Raw genomic sequence first — 20,461 nt, 5'->3', positions numbered from 1 at the left:
TTTAAAAACATAGTTTAATAAAACATCAATAGTCTATATTTTTTCAATTCTATTATTTAGTCTCAAATTCTTGTTTTTACCATTCAGCTAATAAAAATTACAATAAATCTCTTGCATAAACAGTGTCTTTTGTTTATAGCTGTAACGCAAATATTTCGTAGAGTGGATTTATACAATGAAAATCTACGGATCCTCGAAAGTGTGTTTCTTGTTTTAAACTGAATAATAAAAGTTGCACAAGAAGTATAATAATTTATTTGATTAAAAAATAGGAAAAAATATGAGTCAATATACAAGGTTGTTTGAGTTTTTATGTGATCTGATTGATATCCAGATTAAAAAATATGTTGAGCTCGCAAAACTTAAAGTAGGTGAAGATGCGATAATAAACGCCGCTCTCATATACGAAGAGGTGAATGAATTATTAGGATTCGCGGAGAAGTTATTAAAGGAAATAGAAACCAATTCAAAATCCGACTCAATGGATATGACCATTTTTGATCGTGTTTTTGAGCAAGTAAAATTTTATGTGGAGCAAGAATATCTGAGATCCTATGCAGAATGGCTGCTTATTGAAAATAACTCTAAAGACACGGTCTACAATAGAACAAAAGAGCAATTACTCAGGCTTTCAGAAATTAAGAGTTTTGATGATAAAGGTTTTTCACAACCAAGCACTGAAATTCAACAGCAATGTCAACATGATAGTGTTCAGATAGTTTATTCCATTTTAAATTTGGCAAGAGAGGTAAGAAAAAATCCGGATATGGGGTTTGATGATAGCATCCCACATAACAAGCTCAATGTATTAAGAAGAAATGCAACTACCAGATATGTTGAATTCGGAAATGAAATAGACAAATTGCATCAGCATAGTGAAGAATTTTTGCAACAGTCGAGTCTTGGAGTTTTCGACGCCGAATTAGCCTATGAATCGGCACTATCAAAGGCAAAAGACCATGATCTTAAATTAAATACTTTGTTTGGTCGTTATAAAGAAAATAAGGAAACCGCTTCTGTTCCTCAATCTCTCTCTTTGGTCAATAAGGTAGATGAGGAAAATATTATGACAGAAAAAAAACCTTCAACTGAAGTGTCTGATAATAAGACCCCTTTCTTTTCAACAAGCAATTTATTATTTTTCGGTGGTATAGTTTTAGCCGCTGTTATTTTTGTTCCCAGATTGCTTACTCATCTCAAGGTCAATAAATTATGACACAGCATTATGAGTAGTTAACATTTTCGTTATTTTGATTGTAAAACCTTGGTTTTTATGTCGGATTGTCTATATATTTTTATATTGCCCCGTTACCAAGCTAAAAATCAAGGTTTGAAGTTCAAACTGACAACACCTTCATTTTTGAACAAATGGTTATTCCACGTAGCTTATAATAAAAGACTAATCATCAGCTATCGTATGCTACTTTTATTTAGTAATACACTAAGATTACTGTTTGCTGCTCGCTCACATCTGTGTGATAATTTTGTTCTTGCACACATTATAATCTGGAATAAATTATGGAAGAAAATAAACAAAAAGCACTATCAGCGGCGCTTTCGCAAATTGAACGCCAATTTGGCAAAGGGTCTGTAATGCGTATGGGAGATAGCACGGTATCACGGGATATTGAAGCAATCTCTACAGGTTCATTAGGTCTTGATATTGCCTTAGGGATAGGCGGTTTGCCAAAAGGCCGTATTGTTGAAATTTATGGCCCTGAGTCTTCTGGTAAAACCACGCTCACTCTTCAAGTGATCGCTGAATGTCAAAAAATGGGTGGTACAGCAGCATTTATCGATGCGGAACATGCTCTGGATCCAAGCTATGCTCAGAAACTTGGTGTGAAGGTGGATGAGCTGTTGGTTTCTCAGCCGGATACAGGCGAGCAAGCTCTGGAAATTACTGATATGCTGGTGCGTTCTGCAGCAGTTGATGTCGTAATAATTGACTCGGTTGCTGCCTTGACTCCCAAAGCAGAAATTGAGGGAGAAATGGGCGATTCCCATGTTGGTTTACAGGCAAGATTGATGTCGCAAGCCCTGCGTAAATTGACCGCTAACATTAAACGTTCGAACACACTGGTTATTTTTATTAATCAAATACGTATGAAAATTGGTGTGATGTTTGGTAGCCCTGAAACTACTACAGGGGGCAATGCTTTGAAGTTTTATGCTTCAGTTCGTTTGGATATTCGCCGTATTGGTTCAATTAAAAAGGGTGAAGAAATATTAGGCAGTGAAACCCGAGTTAAAGTAGTTAAAAATAAGGTAGCGCCACCGTTTAAAATGACTGAGTTTGATATTTTATATAACGAAGGTATATCTCGTGAGAGTGAAATTATTAATCTGGGTGTTCAATTGAATTTAATTGAGAAATCAGGTGCCTGGTATAGCTACAAACAGGAAAAAATCGGGCAGGGCAAAGAAAATGTCAGATTATATTTGAAAGAAAATCCCCAAGTCGCTGCAGAGCTTGAACAACAAATCCGTACTGAGCTCTTGGAAAAAAAGTTATCTGTGTTGGCTAGTTCATCAGAAGATCTTTTTGAGACTATAGATGACTAAAGCATTCGATAGCGCCTTGCGTCTGTTAACCAGGCGCGAGTATAGCGCTATGGAGTTATGTGATAAACTGAAGCAGAAAGGATTTAGCACCAATGATGTTCAAAATGCTTTGTATGAATGCCAACGTCTTGGGTATCAAAGCGATGTGCGTTTTGTAGAAAATTATATCAGAGTACGAATTCATCAAGGCTATGGCCCTTTAAAGATCAGGCAGGAATTAAAAAACAAGGGAATAGATCCAGATCTCATTCAAAGTGTGCTGCATCAAGAAAAAGACAATTGGGTCAATTATGCTTTGCGGGCATGGGAGAAAAAATTTAAGAGACAGGATGATTTCTCTTATAGTGAAATACAAAAACAGCAACGGTTTTTGCTGTATCGAGGGTTTGATAGGGATGTTATTTCAAAGGTATTTAAAGAGGTTAAATCTTCTTACTTAATTTAACTGGTAAATATTAAAAAATGAAAAGTTCTGAAATTAGACAAGCATTCCTTAACTATTTTGTTCAACGCGGTCATCAAATAGTAGCTTCTAGCTCATTGGTCCCTTCAAATGATCCCACTTTACTATTTACCAATGCAGGTATGGTGCAATTCAAGGATCTTTTTTTAGGTCTTGAAACTCGTTCATATCAGCGTGCTGCTACAGCACAGCGCTGTGTGCGTGCAGGTGGTAAACATAATGATCTGGAAAATGTTGGTTATACGGCGAGACATCATACATTTTTTGAAATGTTGGGTAATTTTAGTTTTGGTGATTATTTTAAACGCGAAGCTATTCAATATGCTTGGGAATTCCTAACAGAAGTTTTACACATACCGGCAGAACGGCTATGGGTTACTGTCTATAAAGAGGATTTGGAAGCAGAAGACATATGGCTAAAGGAAATGAAGGTATCTCCCGAGCGATTCTCTCGATGTGGGGAAAAAGATAATTTCTGGTCAATGGGGGATACGGGTCCATGTGGTCCTTGCACAGAAATTTTTTATGATCATGGTCCTGAAGTAGCAGGTGGTCCCCCGGGCAGTCCAGATGAAGATGGAGATCGTTATATAGAAATATGGAACCTGGTATTCATGCAGTTTAACAGGGACAGAGAGGGACATTTGCACCCCTTGCCAAAGCCTTCTGTGGATACTGGTATGGGATTGGAACGATTAGCCGCAGTTATTCAAGGTGTCCATAGTAATTATGAAATTGATAGTTTTCAGTATTTGATTAAAGCAATAGCACAATTGGGCCAGGATATTGATTTAAATCATACTTCCTTAAAAGTGATTGCAGATCATATTCGTTCCTGCTCTTTTTTGATAGTTGATGGGGTATTGCCTAGTAATGAAGGCAGAGGATATGTATTAAGAAGGATTATCCGCAGAGCAGTCAGACATGGGAATAAATTAGGCTTACCCAGCCCATTTTTTTCCAAACTTGTTCAGCCTTTGATTGATGTTATGGGGGATGCTTATCCCGAGCTAATCAATTCGAAAGCGCATATTGAAAGGATCTTGCAACAAGAAGAAAATCAGTTTACCCGTACTTTGGAACAAGGATTGCGTTTATTACAAGATCATATTAAAAATTTGCAAGGCCAGGAACTATCAGGAGAAGTGGCATTCAAGTTGTATGATACTTATGGTTTCCCTATCGATTTGACAGCAGACATCATTCGTGAACAAGGTTTACATATTGATATGGAAGCATTTAATCAATTGATGCAACAACAAAGAGAACAGTCTCAAGCCGCCAGTCAGTTTACTACAGATTATCACGCCGTGTCTCAATTGGATCATCAGTCTGAATTTCATGGGTATGAAAAAGAATCCATGGAAGCAAAGATTATTGGATTACTTCAAGAAGGTAATGAAGTGAAATCTATTAATAAGGGAGCAAAAGGGGCTGTAATTCTTGATCATACCCCATTTTATGCTGAAAGTGGTGGTCAGGTAGGAGATAAAGGATTACTCATAGGAAAAGAATTTACTTTTCAAGTCGATGATACACAAAAAGTAGGGCAAGCTGTCGTACATTATGGAAAAGTAATTAAAGGTGAGCTCACTTTAGATTTATTAATCCATGCGCAAGTAGATAACATAAGACGGGATGCAATTCGATTGAATCATACCGCAACTCATTTGTTACATGCTGCTCTTAAAAAAATTGTAGGGCAACATGTTCAACAACGAGGATCCCTGGTGGATGCTGAAAGGGCACGTTTTGACTTTTCTCATTTCGAGGCATTGACTCCTCAACAAATTCAGCAAATTGAAGAGGTAGTTAATGCACAGATCCGAGCTAATAATGAAGTAATAACTCAAGTAATGGACATTGAATCAGCCAAGCAAAGTGGTGCTGTTGCTTTATTCGGGGAAAAATACTCCGACGCAGTACGCGTATTATCCATGGGTGATTTTTCCAAGGAGCTTTGTGGAGGAACTCATGCACGACGTACTGGTGATATAGGTCTTTTCAAAATCGTAGCAGAATATGGTATTGCCAGCGGTATCAGGCGGATTGAGATGGTTACGGGTCGTTATGCATTAGCCTGGGTCAATGAACAGCTGGGATTTATGAATAATCTGGCAGCTACCCTTAAAACAACACCTAATAGTCTACAGGAAAAAGTTTCTCAATTATTGCTTGATAATAAAAATCAAGAAAAAATGATTGCAAAACTTTTAAGTGAAAAAGCACAAAAATCTGGAGCAGATATTCTTGGTGAGATCGAGGAGATCAAGGGTATTAATTTATTGATTAAGCAGTTAGAGGGTATGGATAGCCAAACCATGCGCCATACCATGGATCAATTAAAATCAAGAATTGATTCAGCGGTGATCATATTATTTACTATTGAACAGAATAAAATGAATGTCATTGCCGGGGTGAGTAAGAATATTATTGGCAAAGCACCAAGTGCTGCTCAATTAGTAAGACATCTTTGTGGTAAAGGAGGTGGTCGAGATGATATGGCTCAAGGTGGTGGGGGTGTTCCTGAAGATTTGAACAGTAAGATCAAAGAAATAAAGGAAATGATTGAAAAAATTTAATATTTCCAGATTTTTCTTTTCGACTGCAGAAAAGCAAGTTGTTTTTGGATTTGCTATAATATAGACACTGGTTTACTAATGAGCACTATGATGAATGACTTGCTGAATTTAATCGCAGTGATAGTGGTTTTTGGTGTAGGCCTATGGTTAATTAATGTTTTTATACCTATGCCCGGGGCTATTAAAAGTCTGTTAAATGTATTGGTATTAATTATTTTAATCATTTATATTTTGCAATTTTTTGGGGTAATAAAAACAATATTGCCAATGATTAAAATTTTAAAGTGATTTTTGCTTCCTCAAATTAATCAGGAACGGCCTAATAGAATAGGCCGTTCCTGATTAGACAATAATGATTTTATTCTGGAACACAAGTTTCATCGCAAGTAACACTTGAGATGAATTCAATTAATCCAAAAGACATTAATGTGGCTGGAAAAATTCAGGTTCGTATTTCATTAACAATAATTGATTTAGTTTTGATCCCATGATATTTTGTTCAAAATTTAATCTGGGAATTTGTTATGCCACCACCATATAGTACTCATGTGATTGTCAATGTATTTCGATGTGTTGCCCAATTAGTGTCACAAAATCCAGAGCTATTAAACTGGCCAGGAGTATTTCGATTGGCTGGATCTAGAGAAGAGTCAGAAAAGTTACTTGAGCAAGTTATTAATGACAATTTTAGTGTGGGGAATTTAGCGTGTTATATTTTAGAAGATGGCCAGATAAATAATTTACATCTGAATAATGTTTTAGGAATGTTGCCTTTAGTTCTTAAAGAAAGTGTCTTGTTGAAAACTGAAGACCCATTGCTCAAGCTTTTTATGACAGAATTAAAAAATCTATTGAGTTCTGAGAAGAATAATGTTGAAAATACCGACGCAATAGTACAGTTGCTGAGTAAGTTTATTGACTCTTTATTGCTTTCAAAAATACTTGATCATCAACGTGTTGGAGAAATTCTTTACCACTATTGTTACCTAATGCATACAGCAGGGGTTTTTTATGAAACTAATCTCATGACATGGGAAAATCTTGCTATTATTATGGCCCCTCATTTTACTAATGAATTTGGTTTATACCCTGCAGAAGATTTACTGGGTTTAATACAATTTACTAATCAGTTAAAACCCATCCTGGAATGTTTTATTGCGCATCCTGATAGCGGAATCCCTTTTAAAGAAAGGCATGCCGATAAATTAGAGCACTTGGCTAAAACTCGTCATACTATCGTTGAAAAATTAACGCATATGGGAAGTGAATCCAGAAGAATAGTTGTGGCTCCTATGAAAAGTTTGATGCTGCAAGCATCTATGTTGAGAGCCCAGATTGATACTGTAGAAACTCAATCGAAGGATTCCTCTCTTAAAAAGAAGGATAAAAAGGAATTAAATAGACAGTTAGAAAAATTAACAGAAGAATTAGAAAAACTGAATATAGAAATTTCTGGATTAACAAGCAAAATTAAAAAAATGAACCATGGCCATGCGAAGCTAAAAGAAGAAATTAGAGTGATATCGCGCTCTGAGGATGCTGTAAGTACTCATGCTGCCCAACAATCAGGAGTATCATCAAGCAGTAGTAACTCAGTCAGAATTCAGTTAGGAATTTTTGGTAACAACAGTTCTTCATCTGCCTATTTGATAGAGGAACAGGAAGAAGGCGAAGTTACTGAAAATGAATATAGTGGCTTAGATAGTGCAAAGCTGACTTAAATTCAATAGTTTTTAATTGAGATCTCTTGGGCGGTAAAATGTGTTGTGGTCGTACTCCAATGCAAACTTTGGTAGAGGATAAACAAATCTGGATGGAAAAATTTATAAACTAAATTTGACCTGACAGACACTTCTTGAAAAACCGGTAACTGTCAGATCAAGTTTGAACTACTACATTTAAACACTACCTCAGGGAATTATGATTATTAATCGTTACTTCTTCGGTGTCATCTTTATGCGCATTCCGCTCCGATACTACGGCTTGCAGTCTTGACTTAAATTCATTAAAACGATTACTTATCGTATTAGCCACTGGCTTTTGTACCTGTTCTGCTTCCTTTGTATGTTCTGCTAGTTCAAGCTTAAGCAGCGCATCTTGTAATTTTAATCCTAAAGCATTTACGTTGGTTGGAGTGGTGATATAGGAAGTCACATAACGATTTATATTAAACCCATTATCGCTTAAATTTTCCTTTAATTTTTCATCCACTCCTGCTTTCACAATATGGCAAACCGAGGTAGAGCAATTAAATTTGGTAAAATTGTAAGCTTTTTCACTGTTCGCTAGAGTGATCATTTCTCGTAAAATGCTTTCCGTATCTAAGGTATGATTTAAACTGGTTTCATCCATAGAGGTAGGTAAAATCACGCTTGAATCAGGTTTTTTTCCTGAACTCAGATGTCTTTCATTAAAATCTGCGATGCATAGATTCAATTGCGCTTCTAAAATTGAGAACTCTCTTGGAAGATCTCCCATTCTAGAAATATCTTCGTCAAGCAGTTCAAAATTAGGATTTATTTCTCTTTCTTCTCGTATAGCATTTTCCTTTTCTTTTTGATATGCGACTGCTTTCGCATGTAATGATTTATATTCTTCGTCTAATTTTTCTTTATGTTGTAGAAGCTCATTATAAGCTTTATCCTGAGCTATATCAGCTGTCAGAGTACTGTGCTGAATAGTTTTTAATTTTTGTATGTTTTTATTTTTAATCAGTATTCCCTTAACGTCTGTTGTATTTTCTTCACTCATTCCCTGTGGGCCATAGATTTGATTTTTCCAATCAGCATGCATTTTTTTATCGGGCTCGTGTCTCCATTCAGCGTCCTTATCGTCGTTGAAAGAATTAATATAATGGCCATTTTGCTCTCCTGGCCACCAGCTGAAATAGGCAAAGTAGGTTACTCGCTCTTTTGGCATGATCCTACCTTCTTCTTGAGTTTCTCCTACAATTTCAGTTCTTTTACTAATTATTACGCCATGGGCTTGTGCGTATTTCTTTGCTAATTCATCTCCTTGTTTATTAGCTGGCCAAGTTAATTCTAAAGCAGCGTGTCCCACATTACCACCAAATAAAGTAGATTTTACAGGGGTTTTAAAGCCTAATCCTTTAGTACCTCCTTTCCAAGTATGAATAGTAATTGACATGATATGCTCTTGGTTAATGCAATAAATAAATTTAAACATATTGATTATTAGTTGACCAATCGAATATCTTGATATCTCATATCACTTCTAGTAATAAATATTATTTTTCAATTACCTAATAGGTTTTTGTTGATGTTTTGTTTGAAACAATATTTAATAAATAGGTTTTCAGTTAATTAATTCTGTAATTGACTAAAATTTAATTGATTCTCTAAAATCAGTATCTGACCGAGTAAGCATTTAATTTCCATAATCAAATATTCTGAATGCACTGTGACGTTTTCGGCAAACGTAAATGACTAAAAGAGAGTTGCTGCTGGTTTTTGCTATCGATGTAGGCTATTACTGTTGTATCCTCCTAAAGTATGGAACAAAATTTTATTCTTTAGATCGTGACTGAAAGGATGTATTGGGAATATGAATGGTCGATGAGCTACAGTTAAAAGTTATGTATGATGGAAATAGATCAGGCAGCATTCTCCTAATCGACTAAATCATGAAGTGGTCAATCCAATTTGCACATCCCAGTTAAGCCCCTTTTTTCATTAACCCCCAGTACCGATTTTCAAATTGATTCGGACTTAGATAATCCAAAGACGAATGCAATCTTTGATTGTTATAAAACATAGTAATGTAATCCAGAATATCTTGTTTTGCCTCCCGTCTGGTTTGATAATTACGCCAATGAACTATACTGATTTAAAATTTGAAATGCCCAAGTAATTTGTTATTATGACGCTTTTTAATTTATGACCTATTCATTAGACTTTGAGAAAACGTGTTACGGCATATAGATAACGGAGGCACGTTAGAAGGAGTAAGTAGATTGTTTTCAGTAGGGACCACTACAATAAAAAACTGGAAGCGTCTGAGAGCACAAACAGGGAAGCTAGAGGGTTCAGGTCGCCCTTGCAATCCCTACAAAATAGATGCTGATGCATTAAAATTATACCTAAAAGAGCGTCCTGATGCTTTTCTAAACGGTAATCCCCCCATTTTTAACTGGCAATAAAGGGTTTATCTAATTAACAAGGGAAAAAGAGCTTAATTCACTTGACGTGTTAACCCAATTGACCAGATTATCAATAAAAATACGAATCAATCGTTCATCTGTACGTTTCTGAAGAAAATGACAATAAAAATCAATGCTGAGGGCATAATCAGATAGTTCGAGAGGTTTTAAATTAGGATTCAATAAGCGTTCATTAATCATACTCCAAGCCATACCTTGTTCGACAAGAGCTATGTTGTTATAAATAATATTGGCTTCAGCTCTTATTTTGAGAGTCAACTTTTGTTTTTCAGCTTCTTTATCAATAATTCGGCGTATTATAAAGTTTTTTTCCATAAGCACCGCATCGAATTCTGCTAATTCAGCAAAGGATAGTTTTTCTTTAATTTTTGCTAGAGGATGTGATAACCCGACAATTGGGATGAGCCTTTCTCGCCACAAAGGTACAGACTTAATTTCAGCAGAATTACTCATGAACGGAGAGATAATCAGATCATAAGCACCTTCGCTTAAACCGTGAGCTACATCTTTGTCAGCAATCAGTTTCGTATTAATGAAGTAGTTCAAGTCCAGTGCGTTCATATGGATTATAAGGGGGGGGATAATAGTTTGAGCAATATATACTGTGGTACCAATATTTAGCAGTAACTGAGGTTTTTTTTTATCTGTACCAGTACTGCTAATTAACTCATGGCTCAGATAAACCATCTGCCGAACATAAGGCAATAATTGTTTTCCTTTATCAGTTAGCTCAGTCCTTAATCCTGAAGAAATAAAAAGTTGGGTATTCCACTCCGACTCAAGTTTTCTAATTCTTTTACTTAAAGCAGGCTGAGTAATATGCAATTTTTTGGCAGCTAAAGAGATAGAGTGGAGTTCTACAACTGCAAGAAAAGATTGCAAATCGGCAATATTCATTATTTTAAAACCAATCATAATATTACTTAAATTAATACTAGGATAGTTTTTATCATTATACAAAAGCCTATAATAGGGCGTTATAACGCATAAAAGCAAATCATTGCGATAATGATACTTATATTTTTCCCATTCTTTTATAAATGAAAAAAGGGAGTTTTGTAATAATTGCCATGACCACTTTCCAGAAAGAAGGATAGTAAAATAATCTTTTATTATGATTTATTTTTTCCCAACATGCCTTTGCACAGTCATGAGGTTGAGCTGCGTAAAAAACTCCGGGTAGTCCATACGTTTGTTTTGTATCAATGTATCCAAGGCGAGCGATTAAGATATGTTGATGTGGAGTTGCTTTTTGCTGCAGGCCTTCGAGAAATATTTCAATTGCTGCTTTACTGGCACCATAAAGACTATTTTTGGCACGGCCGCGGCAGGAAGCAACAGAGCTTAAATAAACGATGCGATGTTTTTCTTGTTGGGATTGTAAATAGGTATTAATCAGGATCGCTGTAGATGAGATATTGGTATCAATTAAATGTTTAATCGATTGCGGATTTAAATGGTTATTATCGGTAAAATCACAATGCGCAATAAATAAATCCAATTCTCTTTCTCTGGTTTCTAAAATGGTAAGCAATTGCTCGTTAGGCTCGGATAAATTGATAGTTATCGCGTTACAAGGGATTTTATATCGCAATTGAATATCTTTTGAGATTAAGGCTAATTGCTCGGAGTTGCGTGCAACTAAACATAAATGGTTACCGGCTTGCGCAGCAAAATGTGCGAATTGTTCGGCAATAACTGAAGTAGCTCCTAAAACAACCCATTTCCTCTGCATCATTTTATGATTCCTAAACGTGTCGCAAGATCTGAACGCATGGGGCATCGATATTTTGTAAGTATTTGAGCAAATTTCGATTGATTTTCGTACATTGTAAAATATTGTTCTGGATTTAGTAATAAATCCTTAGCCAAATAAACACACCCATCGTTTTCTGCAATGAATTGATTCATCGCGCTTATTGCTTTTTTGGCGTGAGGATTATTAATAAAATCAATAGCCAGAGTAAATCCAGGCCGACAAAACGAAAGCAAACCTAACCCAGGCTGTGTAAATAGTTTAAGGACAGTGAGGGTTGGAGTAGCACTATGAGTCCTAATAATCTCTAATATGTGATTAATAATTTGCGCTGCCTTATCTTGATCAAATACGGCTTGAAACTGTATAAGTCCTCTAGGTCCGTAGAGTCGGTTCCAATGTGATATTTTATCCAGAGGATTATTGTATTGGGTGAGACTCATCATTTCATTTTCTTTTTGTCTGGAGTAAAAATATTGATTAAATACTTTCATGTTCCATTTTTTGATAAGTCCAAATGGTAATTTAGGCAGGCTATAAATTTTTAATTTTTTATCAGGATAGTTTGGCGATTCACAATAATTTGCTGTTGATAAAATGGCTCTGGGTTCTGAGTATAACAAGTCTAACCAGGCTACTTGGTAATCTTGCTGAAGACCATAAGTCGCCATTTCTGCAATTAATTCTTGGATAGATGCAAATGGTTTATTTTTTATTGCCAGATGGCGTGGTGCTTTTTTAAGGCGAATAGCGACTTGTGTAATAATGCCTGTTAAACCTAAACCTGCTATAGTTGCGAAAAATAGATCACTATTTTTTTCGCGGCTACAATGCATGATTTGATCGCCTATCAATAAATCAAACCAAGAAATATGATGTCCAAAACTTCCCGCTGAATGGTTATTTTTACCATGAACATCATGGGCTATTCCACCTGCTACAGTGGCAAATGCTGTGCCTGGGAGAACTGGGGGAATGAATTCATCATGAAGTAAAAACAGATCCTTAAATGGTGTTCCACCCTGACATACTACGATGCCTGTTTCGACATCAAAATCGATGAAATGATTAAAGCGACTAGTATCAATTACCAGGCCGTCTTGATTTAGACAGCTATCACTGTAACTCAATCCTGCACCCCTGGTTAGCATGTTTTTAGGCTGATTTTGTGCAATATAGTGAATAAGTTCTTTTTCTGTGTCTGGCCTTATACAACAGGATTCACTATAAATTGCGCGGGTAAAATTAGTTAATAAGATTCTTTTGCTGCGCATATCAGAAATTTTTAAATAGACAGTTGAGTGAGTGTCGCATGATTTTTTTATTATGGAAACAGGAACAAAGGCTATAGGATGTCTATAATTAAATCAAATATCAATGGAAGGTATTCTAATGAACAAAATATTCAATCTTGCCAGCATAGCCTGCTTTTTATTTTTTTCCTTGATAGCATTTGCCGCGGATATTCCTGGTCTGGATGAGGGCACTGATAAATTAAATATGGAAGAATGTGTTGGGGAAAATTATCAGCAATGCCTGGATGATGTTTGTTTAACCTCTGATGAAATAGATTGTAACTCCAATTGTCAAAGTTTAGCTGAAGATAAATGCGAGCAACAAGCAGTAGACTAAGTGGAGGATTTTCTAAACATTTATTTTTGAAGTGATTTCACTACCATTAAGGAACGCTCACAACCTCAAATACTGTGCATAAGACTTATGAAAAACCCCAATCTCTTTGTTAAAAAATATTTTTAATTCAGTCATTTAGTTTATCTAAATCCTCTCGCCAAAACATTTTCTGCCTCGACTTTGGAGTTTTTCGTAAGTCCTATCAATATAAACCTTATGATTTTTACGTCAAAACATTGGCGGAGTCTAATTAAATGAGCTAATCAAGATTTGATTATTACACTATCTATTTGATTTATTGATATATTTCTTGGATGGCACGGGCTTTGCATAAACATAACCATTCTATAGTTGTTACTGATTGATTGAGCTAATTTTAAACTAATCAACACTTCAATTTTAAAATAACTTTGAAAATCTGGTTGAGATGCGAATGGATTGCTTATGACTGAGAAAGATGTGTTATCACAAGAAGAGATCGATGCATTACTGGATTCAGTGGATGAGTCAATTGATGATGAAACGAATGATGAAGAATTGAGTTCAAGAGATCAGCCAGTTCGTAAAAAACCAGAAGATACTACCAGCCAGGAATTAAACTCTAATTTTGATTCTGACAAAAAAGTAGCGGAAGAAGGAGTCAAAACACTTAATTTTACCGGACAAGAGCGTATTGTTAAAGGACAGCTTCCGGTATTAGACAAAATTTATGACAGGGCAGTTCGTCTGTTTGCAGCAGATATTTATCATTTAACGGCTAGAGATTTTGAAATTAAACAAGATCCGCTACTTATTACAAAGCATAAGGAGTTTATGAGGAGTTTACCTAATCCTAGCCTGATAGGTATCTATAAATTCAAGCCTCTTCGTGGTAAAGGAATTATTTTGTTTGACAGTACCTTTGTGTATGACTTGGTCGATTATTATTTTGGCGGAAATAGCCAGTTTGGTGCTCAAAAGGATAAAACAGATTTTACTGCTACTGAACTTCGTGTTATGGAGGTCGTAACTAAAAAACTGGTAACTAATTTAATTCATGCCTGTGAACCAATAATTCAACTGGATGTAACAAAATTCAATGACGAAACAAATCCCCAATTAGTTAATATTGCCGAGCCAGAAGAAATGTTGCTTGTGGCGCGGTTCGTCTTGAATTTTGGTAAGGAAACCGGGGCTTTTTACTTTATTTTGCCTTACTCCATGCTTGAACCTATCAAACAGCAATTGGAGCTAGGGGCATCAAGACCTGATGATGAAATTGATCCTAACTGGATTAATTCTCTGAAAGAAGAACTCATGGACGTTGAATTGACGGTAAGTGCTTCTATGGCGGAAACAGTCAGTACTCTGGGTCAGGTAATGGCTTGGAAAGTGGGAGATTTTGTCCCTTTGGAAATAAACGAGGAGGTAACTCTGGATATAGAAGGGACACCAAGCTTTACTGCAACCTTAGGCAGTGCCAATGAAAAGCGAGCTTTGAAAGTTATTAAAATAATACGTTATTAGGGGATAAGGATGACTCAAGTGAACGAAACCAGCACAGAGCAATTAAATCAAGGGAATCCACTGAATCCAGATCCTGGCAATGAGAAATTGGAATTAATTTTAGATATTCCTGTCTCAGTGACTGTCGAAATCGGCCGTACCAAAATGACTATTCGTAATTTACTGCAATTAAATCAGGGAGGAATCGTAGCGCTTGATAGGCTGGCTGGTGATCCCCTTGATGTGCTAGTCAATGGTACTTTGGTCGCACATGGTGAAGTCGTTGTAGTTAACGATAAATTTGGTGTCAGATTAACTGATATCGTTAGCAAGGCTGAACGAATAAAACGTCTCAAATGAAAAGCAAAGTACTCCATCTTGCATTTTTGAGTCTTTCGCTAATCAGTTCGGTCGGTTGGTCATCTACTTTAAGCCCAAACACGATCAGCTATGGCGAACTGATAAGAATCATTTCGGGACTCTTATTTGTATTATTCATTATTATTTTTTTATCTTGGATAGTGAAGCGTATGCATAGAGTAAACTTTACTTCATCTAAAGGATTCCAAACTGTTGCAAGTATGATTTTAGGTCCAAAGGAAAAGGTTGTATTGCTGAAAATTGGGGACAGATATTTATTAATAGGTGTAGGGTCATATTCCATTAATCTAATATGTGATTTTGGCAATCAACTTCCTGAAGGGTTTGATGCTGATCAAAAATCGTCTTTTGCCGATGTGCTGAAATCAGCAATAGGAAAATCATAAATGAAAATTAAAAGTTGGTTACTGATTTTGATATTATTTCTTTTATTACCTGTTGCAGGTCACACAGACCCTTTATCCTTTCCCGTTGTTACAATGCAACCTGGAACTGATGGTTCGCAATCTTATAGTATCAATCTGCAAATTTTAATTTTTATGACTTTATTGACCGTATTGCCAGGATTGCTGATGGCAATGACGTCATTTACAAGGATAATTATTGTTCTGTCAATTTTACGGCAGGCAATAGGGATGGCTCAGACGCCTACCAATCAAATATTAATCGGCATTGCTCTATTTATGACTTATTTTGTTATGTCACCTGTATTCAACAAAATTAATGAAACAGCAATACAGCCCTATATGAATGAAAGGATTGATTTTTCTCTGGCATTATCCAATGCACAAAAGCCGCTTCGTCAGTTTATGCTAAATCAAACGAGAAAAAATGATTTATCTTTATTTGAAAAATTTGCTCACAATGTACCAAAAAGTTTAGATGAGATTCCTATGAGTGTTCTCATTCCGGCTTTCATTACTAGCGAGTTAAAAACCGCATTTCAGATAGGCTTTATTCTATTTTTACCTTTTTTAATTATTGATCTTGTTGTGTCCAGTGTTTTGATGGCTATGGGGATGATGATGCTTTCACCCTTGATTATTTCATTACCTTTTAAAATCATGTTGTTTGTGATGGTTGATGGATGGACTTTGGTTTTGGGTTCACTTGCTTCAAGTTTTGCTCTTGCCTAGGAGGCTATATGACCCCTGAATCAGTCGTTTCGTTGTTTAGTGATAGTGTTTATATCATTTTGCTATTACTGGCAGTGTTGATATTACCGGGATTAATTGTTGGACTAATTATATCGATGTTTCAGGCTGCGACTCAAATTAATGAGACAAGTTTAAGCTTTATACCCAAGTTATTTGTCACCTTTTTGGTTCTAATTTTAGCAGGACCTTGGTTATTAAAGACATTGATAAATTATACAGATACTTTGATAAGCAATATTCCTTATTTGATTGGATAAAAAATGAATCTCGATTATCAAACTATGATTCGCTTAATGAGCCAATTTATATGGCCCATGGTGCGTATTGGTGGTTTGATGCTTACGGTGCCAGTTTTATCTTCAGCACTATTACCGGCACGCATTAAAATTCTCTTTGTTTTTACTTTAAGCTGTGTGTGTTTTACCTATGTGCCTCATAACTTGTCTTTCGAAAATTTTAATGGCCTTTATCTTGTCTATCTCGTACAGGAATTATTATTGGGTTTGTTAATGGGATTTGTGTTGCAAATAGTATTTCAAGTATTCATTCTTGGGGGGCAAATTATATCCATGCAGGCGGGTTTGGGATTTGCGGTAATGGTTGATCCAACCAGCAATGCTAGTGTGCCTTTAATCAGTCAATTGTATTTAATGGTGACCACATTAATATTTTTGGCATTGAATGGCCATTTGGCTATTCTTGAAACTCTAATCGAGAGTTTCAGAATAATGCCAATCGGTAAATCTTCTCTGGATCCATCAGTTGTCTGGAGTACGATTATGTTTTCAGGGTGGATGTTCAAAGAAGCGGTATTGATTTCAATACCTGCGATTTTATCTTTGCTTATTGTAAGCTTGTCTTTTGGAGTTATGGCTCGGGTTGCTCCGCAATTAAACCTTTTCTCTTTAGGTTTTCCGATTACGCTATTGATGGGGTTTGTCATCATTAAAATAGGGTTGCCCACTGTCGGGACAGAAATGGTAGAGAGCATTAAGCATGGAATCCAATTTATAACAGGAATATTGCGCTGATGGCCGATGAAGAACAATCACAAGAAAAAACGGAACAGCCTTCTTCCAAGCGATTAAAAGAATCACGAAAAAAGGGGCAGGTTGCACGTTCCAAAGATTTTAATGCAACGGTCATTTTATTATTTACCGGACTTGGTTTCTTTATTTTTGGGAAACAATTATCACTGCAAATTGCCAGTATAATGCAACAGGCGTTTGATTTCGATCGTGACATTCTTGTTACCGGGAATAATTCTTTAGAAAATTTGTTTCAATTAACAAAATCAGGGCTTTGGTCTGTTGTTCCACTATTGCTTGTTATTTTTATTTTGTCTTTGCTAGCACCATTGCTTATGGGGGGATGGGTTTTTAGTGGACAGTCTATACAGCCAAAATTTTCTCGATTAAATGTACTTAAAGGGCTTAAGCGCATGATTTCTCTCAAAGGATTTGTTGAGATGCTTAAGGCTTTTTTAAAATTTGTCCTGGTGGCTAGCGCATCTATTCTAGTGCTTAGATCGCAAGTACCCTTGTTGCTTGAGTTGGGGAAAGCACCATTAGAAATAGCAATCACTAGTGGGGTAATGATCCTTTTAAAATCTTTTGTGCTGATTTCTGCAAGTCTGATATTAATTGCGGCAATAGATGTTCCATTCCAATTATATGAACATAGTAAATCGATTAAGATGACTAAACAGGAATTAAAAGATGAATACAAAGAGACGGAAGGCAAACCTGAGGTAAAAAGCGCTATACGTCGCGCACAGCAGGAGACTGCAAGACGACGGATGATGAGTGAAGTACCTAAAGCCGACGTCATATTGACTAATCCTACGCACTATGCAGTTGCTCTTAGTTACCAAAAGAAAGGAAAAAAGGCTCCAGTGGTGATTGCCAAGGGTAAAAACCTGGTTGCTTTTCAGATATCCAAGGTTGCTAAAGAGCATAAGATCCCTATTATTTCAGTTCCTGCACTAGCTCGCGCTATTTATTTTTCAACAAAACTGAATGCAGAAATTCCCAGAGGGTTATATGTTGCTGTGGCTCAGGTGCTGGCCTATATTTTTCAGCTACGTGACAGGCAACGTTATGATTATAAGCCTGAAATTTTACAAAATGTCCCTATTCCACCTGAACTGGCTCGCGAAGCAGAGGAGGAGATTGAATGAACAATGTTATGAATTATATAGAATATTGGATGCGCCAAGGGTTTGGTACTCCATTAATACTGATTGTCATGATCAGCATGATGATGTTACCTCTGCCTCCTTTCCTACTGGATATATTTTTTACTTTTAATATCGCTCTTTCTTTAGTTGTTTTGTTGGCAGTTATTTATAGTGAAAGACCCCTGGATTTTGCGGTGTTTCCCACAGTGATACTTGTGGCAACTTTGTTAAGATTAGCTCTCAATGTAGCTTCTACACGAGTAGTCTTACTCAATGGCCATAATGGTACAGATGCTGCCGGTCAGGTCATAAAATCTTTTGGTGAAGTGGTGATTGGAGGTAATTACACAGTAGGTATAGTGGTATTTATTATCCTTGTCGTTATTAACTTTGTTGTAGTGACAAAAGGGGCGGGGAGAGTATCTGAAGTAAGTGCGCGGTTTACTTTGGATGCTTTACCCGGAAAGCAAATGGCTATCGATGCAGATCTCAATGCAGGTCTAATCAATCAGGAACAGGCAATCAAGCGTCGAACAGAAGTAGCTCAGGAAGCGGATTTTTACGGTTCAATGGATGGTGCCAGTAAATTCGTCCGAGGGGATGCCATAGCAGGAATTTTGGTTTTAATCATTAACATCGTTGGTGGATTAATAATAGGCATATTTCAATACAATATGAATTTTAATGACGCAGTTCATAATTATATTTTATTGACAGTCGGGGATGGTTTGGTCGCTCAAGTTCCCTCCCTCTTATTGTCTACTGCAGCGGCAATCATTGTGACCCGAGTTTCTAGCGCCCAAAATATGGGGCAGGCAGTTATTTCTCAAGTATTTGCAAAACCAAGATCACTTGTCATTGCAGCAGCTATTATTGGTCTAATAGGTATAATTCCTGGTATGCCTCATATTGCATTTATTCTATTATCAGCAGGGTTAGCCGGTATTGCTTATTTATTTATCAATCAGGAAAAAGTTAAACGTGAGCAGCAGGATAAAGAGCAAAATGAATTTTCACAAACCAGTGACTCTAAACTGAGTGAGTTATCATGGGATGATGTTAATCCTGTCGATGTCATTGGTTTGGAAGTAGGTTATCGATTGATCCCTATGGTCGATAATGCTCAGGGTGGAATATTACTTTCGCGAATTAAAGGTGTCCGAAAGAAAATATCGCAAGAGTTGGGTTTCTTAATTCCATCCGTTCATGTTCGTGACAACCTAGATTTAAAGCCTAATCATTACAGATTAAGTTTGGCTGGGGTGATTATGGGGGAATCAATGATTCATCCTGATAAATGGTTAGCAATAAACCCCGGACAGGTATTTGGTAATTTAGAGGGAATCCCAACAAGAGATCCGGCTTTTGGAATGGATGCTGTGTGGATAAATGAAAATCAAAAGGAGAAAGCACACACTTTAGGTTATACAGTAGTTGATGCATCAACAGTAGTTGCTACTCATTTAAGCATGATCCTGGAACAAAACAGCCAGCAATTACTTGGCTATGAGGAAACACAGCAGCTATTGGATAAGTTGGCCATAAGTTCCCCTAAACTGGTTAAAGAGCTTGTACCTGATGGACTTACTTTAGGTATGGTTAGCAAAGTGTTGCAGGGATTATTATCAGAACATATTCCATTAACAGACATACGCACTATAGTCGAAACTTTGGCGGAATATGCGTCAAAATCAAAAGATACGGAATATTTGATTAGCCAAGTGAGAATTGCTTTATCACGATTGATAACTCAGAAAATCAGTGGATTAAACGAGGAATTGCCCATTATTACATTAAAACCAGAGTTGGAACAATTGTTGCACAATACTCTACAAAACAGTGGACATGGCGGAGTTAGCTTTGAGCCAGGAATGGCAGATAAAATCCAACAAGCACTAATCCAGTTCGCTGCACAACAACAGGCAAAGCAGGAGAGCTCAGTTTTGGTAGTTCAACCAAGTATACGAACGGTTTTGGCACGATTTGTGCGTACAATATCCAATGACTTTCATGTTTTGTCTTATCAGGAAATACCTGATAACAAACAAATAAGAATAATTGGAACTGTAGGTTAGTTTTTG

At 36.4% G+C, this 20,461-nt stretch carries 20 protein-coding genes and 1 pseudogene; 16 read left to right on the top strand and 5 right to left on the bottom strand.

Annotated elements, in window-relative coordinates; genetic code table 11:
* Positions 1-280 precede the first annotated feature (280 nt).
* The 6 genes from LPG_RS09040 (at position 281) to mavB (ending at position 7,331) form a co-directional block, all read left to right on the top strand.
* Positions 281-1,216, top strand: a complete 936-nt coding sequence (locus tag LPG_RS09040; protein WP_010947529.1) for a lpg1803 family Dot/Icm T4SS effector — start codon at positions 281-283, stop codon at positions 1,214-1,216.
* A gap of 302 nt (positions 1,217-1,518) precedes the next feature.
* A complete protein-coding gene (gene recA / locus LPG_RS09035) occupies positions 1,519-2,565 on the top strand; it encodes a recombinase RecA (protein ID WP_010947527.1) in 1,047 nt (348 codons plus the stop codon).
* A complete protein-coding gene (gene recX, locus LPG_RS09030; protein ID WP_010947526.1) occupies positions 2,558-3,010 on the top strand; it encodes a recombination regulator RecX in 453 nt (150 codons plus the stop codon). The genes recA and recX overlap by 8 nt, the downstream gene beginning before the upstream one ends.
* A 17-nt stretch (positions 3,011-3,027) precedes the next feature.
* Entirely contained in the window at positions 3,028-5,610 is a 2,583-nt protein-coding gene (alaS, locus tag LPG_RS09025) for an alanine--tRNA ligase (protein WP_010947525.1), read from the top strand.
* Between the two features lie 90 nt (positions 5,611-5,700).
* Positions 5,701-5,898, top strand: a complete 198-nt coding sequence (locus tag LPG_RS09020) for a Thivi_2564 family membrane protein (protein ID WP_011946738.1) — start codon at positions 5,701-5,703, stop codon at positions 5,896-5,898.
* A gap of 236 nt (positions 5,899-6,134) precedes the next feature.
* Positions 6,135-7,331 carry a Dot/Icm T4SS effector MavB gene (gene mavB, locus LPG_RS09015; RefSeq protein WP_010947524.1) on the top strand — a complete coding sequence of 399 codons (1,197 nt, stop codon included), beginning with the start codon at positions 6,135-6,137 and terminating at the stop codon, positions 7,329-7,331.
* 184 nt (positions 7,332-7,515) lie between these two features.
* On the opposite strand, the gene rvfA is transcribed toward mavB, so the two are convergent.
* On the bottom strand, positions 7,516-8,796 hold the full coding sequence (gene rvfA / locus LPG_RS09010) for a Dot/Icm T4SS effector RvfA (protein ID WP_010947523.1): 1,281 nt from the start codon (positions 8,794-8,796) through the stop codon (positions 7,516-7,518).
* A 489-nt stretch (positions 8,797-9,285) separates the two neighbouring features.
* Positions 9,286-9,447 (bottom strand): annotated as a pseudogene (locus LPG_RS09005) (IS3 family transposase); the annotation flags it as partial.
* Between the two features lie 88 nt (positions 9,448-9,535).
* Between LPG_RS09005 and LPG_RS09000 the strand changes: the two are divergent.
* Complete coding sequence (locus LPG_RS09000) at positions 9,536-9,769, top strand: transposase (protein ID WP_223804290.1); 234 nt, start codon at positions 9,536-9,538, stop codon at positions 9,767-9,769.
* Between the two features lie 9 nt (positions 9,770-9,778).
* Here LPG_RS09000 and LPG_RS08995 read toward each other — a convergent pair whose 3' ends face one another.
* The 3 genes from LPG_RS08995 to LPG_RS08985 all read right to left on the bottom strand — a co-directional run bounded on the left by LPG_RS08995 (position 9,779) and on the right by LPG_RS08985 (position 12,820).
* The gene (locus LPG_RS08995) at positions 9,779-10,687 is read right to left on the bottom strand and encodes a LysR family transcriptional regulator (protein WP_013101529.1); all 909 of its coding nucleotides are present in this window, start codon (positions 10,685-10,687) and stop codon (positions 9,779-9,781) included.
* Between the two features lie 118 nt (positions 10,688-10,805).
* Positions 10,806-11,528, bottom strand: a complete 723-nt coding sequence (locus tag LPG_RS08990) for an SDR family NAD(P)-dependent oxidoreductase (RefSeq protein WP_013101528.1) — start codon at positions 11,526-11,528, stop codon at positions 10,806-10,808.
* Entirely contained in the window at positions 11,525-12,820 is a 1,296-nt protein-coding gene (locus LPG_RS08985) for an FAD-binding oxidoreductase (RefSeq protein WP_010947520.1), read from the bottom strand. The genes LPG_RS08990 and LPG_RS08985 overlap by 4 nt, the downstream gene beginning before the upstream one ends.
* Before the next feature lie 118 nt (positions 12,821-12,938).
* Here LPG_RS08985 and LPG_RS08980 point away from each other — a divergent pair, with 118 nt between their 5' ends.
* The 9 genes from LPG_RS08980 (at position 12,939) to flhA (ending at position 20,455) form a co-directional block, all read left to right on the top strand.
* Positions 12,939-13,178 (top strand): hypothetical protein, encoded by a 240-nt coding sequence (locus tag LPG_RS08980; protein WP_011214054.1) that lies wholly within the window; start codon positions 12,939-12,941, stop codon positions 13,176-13,178.
* A gap of 444 nt (positions 13,179-13,622) precedes the next feature.
* A complete protein-coding gene (fliM, locus tag LPG_RS08975; RefSeq protein WP_013101527.1) occupies positions 13,623-14,684 on the top strand; it encodes a flagellar motor switch protein FliM in 1,062 nt (353 codons plus the stop codon).
* A 9-nt stretch (positions 14,685-14,693) separates the two neighbouring features.
* Positions 14,694-15,023 carry a flagellar motor switch protein FliN gene (gene fliN, locus LPG_RS08970; RefSeq protein WP_010947517.1) on the top strand — a complete coding sequence of 110 codons (330 nt, stop codon included), beginning with the start codon at positions 14,694-14,696 and terminating at the stop codon, positions 15,021-15,023.
* Positions 15,020-15,430, top strand: a complete 411-nt coding sequence (fliO, locus tag LPG_RS15420; RefSeq protein ID WP_010947516.1) for a flagellar biosynthetic protein FliO — start codon at positions 15,020-15,022, stop codon at positions 15,428-15,430. Before fliN ends, fliO begins: the two co-directional genes overlap by 4 nt.
* Positions 15,431-16,180, top strand: a complete 750-nt coding sequence (gene fliP / locus LPG_RS08960) for a flagellar type III secretion system pore protein FliP (protein ID WP_010947515.1) — start codon at positions 15,431-15,433, stop codon at positions 16,178-16,180.
* An 8-nt stretch (positions 16,181-16,188) separates the two neighbouring features.
* Complete coding sequence (gene fliQ / locus LPG_RS08955) at positions 16,189-16,458, top strand: flagellar biosynthesis protein FliQ (RefSeq protein WP_010947514.1); 270 nt, start codon at positions 16,189-16,191, stop codon at positions 16,456-16,458.
* A 3-nt stretch (positions 16,459-16,461) separates the two neighbouring features.
* Positions 16,462-17,232, top strand: coding sequence for a flagellar biosynthetic protein FliR (gene fliR / locus LPG_RS08950; RefSeq protein WP_010947513.1), 771 nt, complete (start codon positions 16,462-16,464; stop codon positions 17,230-17,232).
* Entirely contained in the window at positions 17,232-18,380 is a 1,149-nt protein-coding gene (flhB, locus tag LPG_RS08945) for a flagellar biosynthesis protein FlhB (RefSeq protein ID WP_011946726.1), read from the top strand. Before fliR ends, flhB begins: the two co-directional genes overlap by 1 nt.
* Positions 18,377-20,455 (top strand): flagellar biosynthesis protein FlhA, encoded by a 2,079-nt coding sequence (flhA, locus tag LPG_RS08940; protein WP_010947511.1) that lies wholly within the window; start codon positions 18,377-18,379, stop codon positions 20,453-20,455. Before flhB ends, flhA begins: the two co-directional genes overlap by 4 nt.
* The last annotated feature ends 6 nt before the right edge of the window (positions 20,456-20,461 follow it).

The sequence above is a fragment of the Legionella pneumophila subsp. pneumophila str. Philadelphia 1 genome, from assembly GCF_000008485.1.
Taxonomy (GTDB): domain Bacteria; phylum Pseudomonadota; class Gammaproteobacteria; order Legionellales; family Legionellaceae; genus Legionella; species Legionella pneumophila.
The sequence above is the reverse complement of the archived record's forward strand: the minus strand, read 5'-3'. Positions and strand labels throughout refer to the sequence as shown.